Raw genomic sequence first — 8,326 nt, 5'->3', positions numbered from 1 at the left:
GGCCTTTCTGCTGCTCACGGTGGTGGGCTGCGCGCTGGGCACGGCCACCGCCGCGGCCTGCGGCTGCGGGTTGGACCCCTGGCTGGCCCTGGTCGCCACCGCGCTGGCGGTGCTGGCCCACGCGGCGGGCAACGTGCTCAACGACCTGCACGACGCGCGCAACGGTGCCGACGCCGCCAACACCGAGGGCATCTCTCCGTTCACGGGTGGCTCGCGGCTGATCCAGAACGGCCGCGTGAGCGAGCGCGACACCGCCGATCTGGCCCAGGGCCTGCTGCTGTTTCTGGTGCCCGCCGGTCTGCTGCTGGCGGTGAAGACCGGTGGCGGCGTGTTGCTGCTGGGCATGGCCGGGCTGCTGCTGGCCTGGGCGTATTCGGCCCCGCCGCTCAAGCTGATGTCGCGCGGCCTGGGCGAGCTGGCGGTGGCGCTGGTGTGGTTTCTGGTGGTGATAGGGGCCGATTACGTGCAGCGGCGCCAGTTTTTTGTGATCCCGGCCAGTGCGGCGCTGGGTTTTGCGCTGATGGTGGCCGCGCTGCTGCTGATCAACGGGTTTCCCGACGCTCGCGCCGACGCCCGGGTGGGCAAACGCACGCTGGCGGTGCGACTCGGCCCCACTGGGGCGGCGGGGCTGTACGCCGGGCTGGTGGTGAGCGCCCACGCTTGGCTGGTGCTCAGCGTGGGGCTGTTGATTCCCCCCTTGGAAGCGCTCTGGGGCCTGGTGTCGCTGCCGTTCTCGCTGGGCGCCACGTGGCTGCTCTGGCGCCACCGCCACCAGACCGAACGACTCCAGCCCGCGCTGGCGCTGACCGTGGCCGCGACCCTGCTGCACGGCCTGGGCATGGCGGCCGGTTTCGCGCTGCTGGCGCGCCTGCACTGAGGCGCGCCCGGCTTATTTCGGCCGGGCGTCTTCCGTGGTCAGCGGCTTGCCGCCCGAGCCCCACCAGCCGCTGCGGATTTCCTGGATCACACAGCGCGTCATGGGCCGAAAGCCCTCGCCGCCGACCTGGACCACCGCCTCGGTGATGGCCGCGATCAGTGCGTGTTTCTTGTCGTCGGGCAGCACGCCCTCGATGATCTTGACGTCGATGAATGGCATGGGGACGTTCCTATTCGAAGGTGGCGACGGTGTCGAAGGCCAGCCGGGGACCGCGCGGGCGCAGGGCCGAGGTATCGCCATGGCCCAGGTTGATCAGGAAGTTCGAGCGGTAGCGGCCGTCGGGGAAGAAGCAACGGTCGAGTGCCTCGGCGTCGAAGCCGCTCATGGGGCCGCAGTCCAGGCCCAGCAAGCGCGCGGCCACCATCAGGTAGGCGCCCTGCAGGCTGCTGTTGCGCAGGCCCACCGTCTGCGCGAGCGCGGCGTTGTTCTCATAGGGCGCGGCGGCCGTGGGCATGTGCGGGAACTGGGTCACCAGGTGCTCAAAAAACCGGCTGTCCTGCGCCACGATCACGGTCACGGGCGCGCCCATGGCCTTGTCCACGTTGCCCGGCGCCAGGCAGGCGCGCAGTTTTTCCTTGGCCTCGGCGCTGCGCACGAACACGTAGCGCGCGGGCTGGCAGTTGGAGGCCGTGGGGCCCCATTTGGCGAGTTCGTAGAGCGCCTTCAGGGTCTCGTCGCTGATCGGCTCGTCGCGGAATTTCGCGAAGGTTCGGGCGGCTGAAAACGCCTGTTCGGCGGGGGAGATTGGTGGGTTGGTCATGGGTCTTTGAGGGGGTTGGAGCGGTCAGGCCGCGGTGTAGGCCGTCTTGACCGTGGTGTAGAACTCGGCGGCGTGGCTGCCCTGCTCGCGCGGGCCGACGCTGGAGCCTTTGCGCCCGCCAAACGGCACGTGGTAATCGACGCCCGCCGTGGGCGCGTTGACCATCACCATGCCCGCCTGCGCATGGCGTTTGAAGTGGCTGGCGTGCTTGAGGCTGGTGGTGCAGAGGCCGCTGGACAGGCCGAACGGCGTGTCGTTGGCCAGCGCCAGGGCTTCGTCATAGTCGCGGGCGCGGATCACGTTGGCCACCGGCCCGAACACCTCCTCGCGGCTGATGCGCATGCTGTTGTGTGTGTTGGTGAACAGCGCCGGGGTGAGGTAGTGGCCGGGCTGACCCGATTCACTGGCGGCGCGGTGCTCACCGCCGAAGGCCAGCGTGGCGCCTTCGGCCTGCGCGATGCGGATGTAGTCCAGGTCCACCGCGAGCTGGCGCTCATCCACCACCGGGCCGATGTCGGTGCCCGGGCGGCGCGCGTCGTCCACCGTGAGCTGCTTCAGCCGCTCCACCACGGCCGCCACGAAACGGTCGTGGATGCCCTCGGTGACGATCAGCCGGCTCGACGCCGTGCAACGCTGGCCGGTGGAATAGAACGAGCCCAGCACCGCGCAGTTCACCGCCACCGCCAGGTCGGCGTCGTCGAGCACGATCAGCGGGTTCTTGCCGCCCATCTCCAGCTGGTACTTCGCGCCTCGCGCCGCGCAGGCCGCCGCCAGGCGACGGCCGGTGGCCACCGAGCCGGTGAAGCTCAGGCCGGCCACGCGCGGGTCGTCCACCAGGGCCGGGCCGATCTCGGCGCCCGAGCCCATCACCAGGTTGAACACGCCCCCCGGCAGACCGCTGCGCGAGAGGATCTCGGCCAGCGCCCAGGCCGAACCGGGCACCAGCTCGGCGGGCTTGAAGACCACGCAGTTGCCAAAGGCCAGCGCGGGCGCGATCTTCCAGGCGGGGATCGCGATGGGGAAGTTCCAGGGCGTGATCAGGCTCACCACACCCAGGGGTTCGCGCGTGACCTCGACCGATATGCCGGGCCGTACCGAGGCCAGCAGCTCGCCGCGCTGGCGCAGGGCTTCGCCGGCAAAAAACTTGAAGATCTGCCCGGCACGCACCACCTCGCCCACCGCTTCGGGCAGGGTCTTGCCCTCTTCGCGCGCCAGCAGGTCGCCGAGCTCGGCGCTGCGCGCCAGGATCTCGCTGCCGGCCTTGTCGAGCACGTCAAAACGCTGCTGCGGCCCGGAGAGCGACCAGGCGGGAAACGCCACTGAGGCCGCGTCCACCGCTGACCGGGCCTGCGCCGCGTCGGCCAGCGCGTACTCGCCGATCACGTCGCGCGTGTCCGAGGGGTTGATGTTGCGCAGGCTGCGCGCGCCCGCGACCCACTCGCCACCGATGAAGTTGTGTCCCATCGTCATCACGCGCGCCCCGCGCCGCGCTGGCGAAAGCGCGCCTGCCACTCGGCCAGCGGCATGTAGCTGGGGTCGTCGCGCACCATGGCGAAGGTCTCGGCCAGCAGCTCGTCTTCGCTCTTGCTCAGATCGAGCGGCGTGCCGTAGGGCTGGTTGACGTAGTACGGCGTGTCCAGGTAGACCTCGACCCGGTTGCCCTCGGGATCGAAGTAGTACAGCGACCAGGCGTTGCCGTGGTTCATGGGGCGCATCTCATAGGCGCCCAGGGCCTCGGCCTTGTCGCGGTTCCAGCGCAGCTCGGCCAGGTCGGGCACCAGGAACGACACCTGCATGATGGTGCTGACCTTGGAGTCCGGCGACCGCCCTTCGGACAGCACGATCTGGTGGTGCTGGTCTTCGGAGGCGCTCATGAAGACCAAGCGGTTGCCGAAGTTCTTGCCCAGGCCTTCGTCGGTGATGGTGAGCTTGAACACCTGGGTGTAGAAGTTCACCATCTTGTCGAGGTCGTAGACGAAGAAGCCGAAGTGGGCGGGGGTGGGGCGGGTGACGTTCATGGTTAAGGGTCCTCTTCAATTGTTCAAGGCGCCGGAGCGCCAACCGCACCGCACGCAACAACGCCAACCGGGGGCACCGCCGGGCCGGCTTCGCCGGACGGCCAGTGCCGCCCCCTTGGGGGTGACGCGAAGCGGCGCGGGGGGTGATTTCTTAATCCTTTTGGATCTTGGCGTCTTTGACCAGCTGCGCCCAGCGCTTGAGGTCACCCTCGATGGTGGCCTGCAGCTCCTTCGGTGTGCTGGCGTGCACGTCGCCGCCGGTCGCCTCGGCCAGCTTGCTGCGCAGGGTGGCGTCCTGCAGCGCGGTGGTGACCTGCGCGTTCAGGCGATCGATCACGGGCTGCGGCGTGCCGGCTGGCGCCAGCAGCGCGGTCCAGGAACGCACCTCGAAGTTGGGCACGCCCTGCTCGGCCACCGTGGGCACGTCGGGCAAGCCGCTCCAGCGGGCGCTGCCCGAGGTGCCGAGCGCGCGCAGCTTGCCGGCCTTCACCTGGGGCAGGGCGGTGGTCGGCGCGATCACCACGAAGTCGACCTCGTTGCCCAGCAGCGCGGTCACCGACGCGCTCTCGCCGCGGTAGGGCACGTGGGTGAAGGCCGCGCCGGCGCGGTTGGCCAGCAGCTCACCGGTCATGTGTTGGCCGGTGCCGATGCCGGCCGAGCCGAAGGTCATGGGGTTGGGTCTTGCCTTGGCCGCCTTGAGCAGGTCGCCGAGGTTGTTGTGCGGGCTGGCGGCGTTGACCACCACCAGGAAGGGGAACGAGGTCAGCGCCGAGATCGGCTGGAACGACTTGGCGGTGTCGTAGGGCAGCTTGTCGTAGAGCACGCCCGCGATGGCGTGGCCGCCCGTGGCCAGCAGCAGGTTGTAGCCGTCTGGCTTGGCCGAGGCCACCGTGGCCGCCGCGATGGTGCCGCCGGCGCCGGCCTTGGGCTCGATCACCAGCGGCTGGCCCAGGCCCTTGGCCATTTCCGCGCCCACCAGGCGCGCCACCGCGTCGGCGTTGCCGCCCGCGGCGAAGCCGTGCAGCACCTTCACGGGGCGATCGGGATAGGTCTGTGCGCCGGCCGCGACCGGCCAAGCCAGCGGCAGGGCCAGTGCCAGGGCGGCGCCGAAACGAATGAAAGGGTTCTGGGTCATGGTCTTGTCTCCTGTGTTTTTGAGGCTGATTGCCTGGGGTTACTGCGGGGCTTGTTCGATGGTGTTGCGCAGGATGCCGATGCCTTCGATCTCGACCTCGACCACATCGCCCGGCACCATGAAGCGCGGCGGCTTCTTGCTCCAGCCCACGCCGCCGGGCGTGCCGGTGACGATGACGTCGCCCGGCACCAGGGTGAAGATGGTCGAGGCGTAGGCGATCTGCTGCGCCACCGAAAAGATCATGTCGTCGGTGGTGGTGGACTGCATCTGCTCGCCGCTGAGCCGGGTGACCAGCTTGAGCGAACGGTCGGGTGCGATCTCGTCGGCCGTGACCATCCAAGGGCCGAAGGCGCCGGTGGACTCGAAGTTCTTGCCCGCCGCGATGGATTTGGCGTGGAACTGCCACTCGCGGATGCTGGCGTCGTTGTAGATCGAATAACCGGCGATGTGCTCGTGGGCACTGGCTTCGGGGATGTTGCGGCCGGGCTTGCCGATCACCACGGCCAGCTCGCCCTCCCAGTCCAGCGAATCGGAGCAGTGCGGGCGCAGGATGGGCTGGTTGTGCGCCACCTGCGAGCGCCAGACGCGCAGGAAGATGGGTGGAAATTCGGACAGCTCGCGGTCCAGGCCGGCGGCCACGACCTCGCGGTGGTGGTCGTGGTAATTGCGGATCGCGCAGACGATTTTTTCGGGGTGGGGAATCACCGGCAGGAAGCGGATGCTGGCCAGCGGGAGGTCGGCCGGCACGCTCGCGGCGTCGGCGGCCGCGTGCGGCGTGCGGCCCGCCGCGATGTAGGCCTGCAGCGTGGGGTACTGCGGGTAGGCGCGGCAGAGGTCGGCGACGTGTTCGCCGACAACAGCGCCCCAGGAGGCCTGGCCTTGGTGTTCAAACGACAGCAGTTTCATGGGGTGCTTTCAAAAAGTGAGATGAGAGGATAGGGACGTTGCCCCGTGGACAAAAAGGTCAGGCGTCTGGCACTGGGGTTTCCCGCAAGCGGGCCAGTATCGGTTCGGTGTGGGCGCCCAGCGCGGGCGCAGCCCAGCGGTACTGCACCGGTGTGCGCGAAAAACGCAGCGGGCTGGCCACCGCCGGGGCCGTGCCCGCGAGCGGGTGCGGCAGGTCCACACGCAGGCCGCGCGCCTGCACGTGCGGGTCGGCGAACACCTGCTCCAGCGTGTTGATCGGGCCGCAGGGCACGTTGGCGGTTTCGAGCGCATCGATCCACTGCGCGGTGGTCCGCTGAACCGTGACCTGTCGCAGCAGCGGCACCAGCTCGCCGCGGTGCGCCACGCGTGCGGCGTTGGTGGCAAAGCGCGGGTCGGCGGCCCACTCGGCGTGACCGGCCTCCTGGCACAGCGAGGCGAACTGGCTGTCGTTGCCCACGGCCAGGATCATCTCGCCGTCGGCGGTGGGGAAGGACTGGTAGGGCACGATGCTCGGGTGGGCGTTGCCCAGGCGGCGCGGCGACTGGCCGGTGACCAGGTGGCTCAGCGCCTGGTTGGCCAGGCAGGAGACCTGCACGTCCAAGAGGGCCAGGTCGATGTGCTGGCCCAGGCCCGAGCGCTCGCGCCAGGCCACTGCGGCCAGGATGCCGGCCACCGCGTGCAGGCCGGTGAGCACATCGGTCAGCGCCACGCCCACCTTCATCGGGCCGGCGCCGTCTTCGCCGTCGGGCACGCCGGTCAGGCTCATCAGCCCGCCCATGCCCTGCACCATGAAGTCGTAGCCCGGGCGCTGCGCGTAGGGGCCGGTCTGGCCGAAGCCGGTGATCGAGCAGTAGATCAGGCGCGGGTTGAGCGCGCTCAGGGTGGCGTAGTCCAGGCCGTAGCGCGCCAGGCCGCCGACCTTGAAGTTCTCGATCAGCACGTCGGAGCGCAGCGCCAGCTCGCGGATCTGTCGCTGGCCTTCGGGCGTGGCCATGTCGAGCGCGACCGATTGTTTGTTGCGGTTGGTGCAGAGGAAGTAGGCCGATTCGACGTCGTTTCCCTGCGGGTCTTTCAGGTAGGGCGGGCCCCAGCCGCGCGTGTCGTCGCCGCGCTCCGGGTGTTCGATCTTGATCACCTCGGCGCCCATGTCGGCCAGCATCTGGCTGGCCCAGGGGCCGGCGAGCACGCGCGAGAGGTCGAGCACCTGGAGGTGGGAGAGCGCGCCGTCGGTGGTGGGGGCAGTGGTGGTGTTCATGATGCAAACGCCTGCAGGCCGGTTTGTGCGCGACCGAGGATCAGCGCGTGGATGTCGTGCGTGCCCTCGTAGGTGTTGACCACCTCCAGGTTCACCAGGTGGCGGGCCACGCCGTATTCGTCGCTGATGCCGTTGCCGCCGAGCATGTCGCGCGCGACGCGGGCGATGTCCAGCGCCTTGCCGCAGCTGTTGCGCTTGAGCATGCTGGTGAGTTCCACCGAGGCGGTGCCTTCGTCCTTCATGCGGCCAAAACGCAGGCAGCCCTGCAGCCCCAGCGCGATCTCGGTCTGCATGTCGGCCAGCTTCTTCTGCACCAGCTGGTTGGCGGCCAGCGGGCGGCCGAACTGTTTGCGGTCCAGCACGTAGCGGCGCGCGCGGTGCCAGCAGTCTTCGGCCGCGCCGAACGCGCCCCAGGCGATGCCGTAGCGCGCGCTGTCCAGGCAGGTGAACGGGCCCTTCAAGCCACGCACGCCGGGCAACAGGTTCTCGTCCGGCACGAACACTGCGTCCATCACGATCTGACCGGTGACCGAGGCCCGCATGCCGACCTTGCCGTCGATCACGGGCGCGCTCAGGCCCTTCCAGCCTTTTTCGAGAATGAAGCCTCGGATCTGATCGCGCCCGCTGGCCTCGTCGGCCAGCTGGGCCCAGACCACGAACACATCGGCGATGGGGCTGTTGGTGATCCACATCTTGGCGCCGCTCAGGCTGAAGCCGCCGGGCACGCGGGTGGCGCGGGTGGCCAGGCTGGCCGGGTCGGAACCGCTGTCGGGTTCGGTGAGGCCGAAGCAGCCGATCCATTCGCCCGAGGCCAGGCGCGGCAGGTAGCGCTGGCGCTGGGCGTCGCTGCCGAAGGCGTGGATGGGCAGCATCACCAGGCTGGACTGCACGCTGAGCATGGTGCGGTAGCCCGAGTCCACGCGCTCGATCTCGCGAGCGATCAATCCATAGCACACGTGGTTCAGGCCCGCGCCGCCGTGGGTGGTCGGCAGCGTGGCCCCGAGCAGGCCGAGGGCGCCCATCTCGCGGAACAGGGCGGGGTCGGTGCGGCCTTCGCGAAAGGCCATCAGCACACGCGGTGCGAGCTCGGATTGCGCGTAAGCCGCAGCGGCGTCGCGGACGGCGCGCTCGTCGGCGTCGAGCTGCTGTTCGAGCAGGAACGGGTCGTCCCAGAGAAAGGAGGTGGTGGACATGGATGGTGATCTGAAAGAAGGGTCAGCGCTGGCAGGTGAAGCTGGCGGCGGATTCGGTGTCGCCGGCGGTGTAGCGCGCCAGCAGCGGGTAGGGGCAGAGC

The 8,326-nt window shown here is 69.4% G+C and carries 9 protein-coding genes; 1 reads left to right on the top strand and 8 read right to left on the bottom strand.

Annotated features, from left to right (window positions below; translation table 11 throughout):
- Positions 1-877, top strand: an 877-nt coding sequence (locus B0E41_RS09980; RefSeq protein WP_077330942.1) for a prenyltransferase, incomplete at its 5' end; no start/stop codon positions are given.
- 12 nt (positions 878-889) lie between these two features.
- Here B0E41_RS09980 and B0E41_RS09975 read toward each other — a convergent pair.
- The 8 genes from B0E41_RS09975 to B0E41_RS09940 all read right to left on the bottom strand — a co-directional run bounded on the left by B0E41_RS09975 (position 890) and on the right by B0E41_RS09940 (position 8,225).
- Complete coding sequence (locus B0E41_RS09975) at positions 890-1,096, bottom strand: tautomerase family protein (RefSeq protein ID WP_066253099.1); 207 nt, start codon at positions 1,094-1,096, stop codon at positions 890-892.
- A 10-nt stretch (positions 1,097-1,106) separates the two neighbouring features.
- Complete coding sequence (locus tag B0E41_RS09970) at positions 1,107-1,697, bottom strand: malonic semialdehyde reductase (protein ID WP_077330941.1); 591 nt, start codon at positions 1,695-1,697, stop codon at positions 1,107-1,109.
- 24 nt (positions 1,698-1,721) lie between these two features.
- Entirely contained in the window at positions 1,722-3,161 is a 1,440-nt protein-coding gene (locus tag B0E41_RS09965) for an aldehyde dehydrogenase family protein (protein ID WP_077330943.1), read from the bottom strand.
- 5 nt (positions 3,162-3,166) lie between these two features.
- Positions 3,167-3,715 (bottom strand): VOC family protein, encoded by a 549-nt coding sequence (locus B0E41_RS09960; protein ID WP_077330940.1) that lies wholly within the window; start codon positions 3,713-3,715, stop codon positions 3,167-3,169.
- A gap of 151 nt (positions 3,716-3,866) precedes the next feature.
- On the bottom strand, positions 3,867-4,850 hold the full coding sequence (locus B0E41_RS09955) for a tripartite tricarboxylate transporter substrate binding protein (protein ID WP_077330939.1): 984 nt from the start codon (positions 4,848-4,850) through the stop codon (positions 3,867-3,869).
- 39 nt (positions 4,851-4,889) lie between these two features.
- Positions 4,890-5,756, bottom strand: coding sequence for a fumarylacetoacetate hydrolase family protein (locus B0E41_RS09950; RefSeq protein ID WP_077330938.1), 867 nt, complete (start codon positions 5,754-5,756; stop codon positions 4,890-4,892).
- 58 nt (positions 5,757-5,814) lie between these two features.
- Positions 5,815-7,032, bottom strand: coding sequence for a CaiB/BaiF CoA-transferase family protein (locus B0E41_RS09945; RefSeq protein ID WP_077330937.1), 1,218 nt, complete (start codon positions 7,030-7,032; stop codon positions 5,815-5,817).
- Positions 7,029-8,225: an acyl-CoA dehydrogenase gene (locus B0E41_RS09940; RefSeq protein WP_077330936.1), complete on the bottom strand. Its 1,197-nt coding sequence runs from the start codon at positions 8,223-8,225 to the stop codon at positions 7,029-7,031. The genes B0E41_RS09945 and B0E41_RS09940 overlap by 4 nt, the downstream gene beginning before the upstream one ends.
- Positions 8,226-8,326 lie beyond the last annotated feature (101 nt).

Source organism: Hydrogenophaga sp. A37 (assembly GCF_002001205.1).
In the GTDB taxonomy this organism is placed as follows: domain Bacteria; phylum Pseudomonadota; class Gammaproteobacteria; order Burkholderiales; family Burkholderiaceae_C; genus Hydrogenophaga.
Note: the sequence above shows the minus strand (reverse complement) of the source record. Positions and strands in the feature narration are given on the sequence as shown.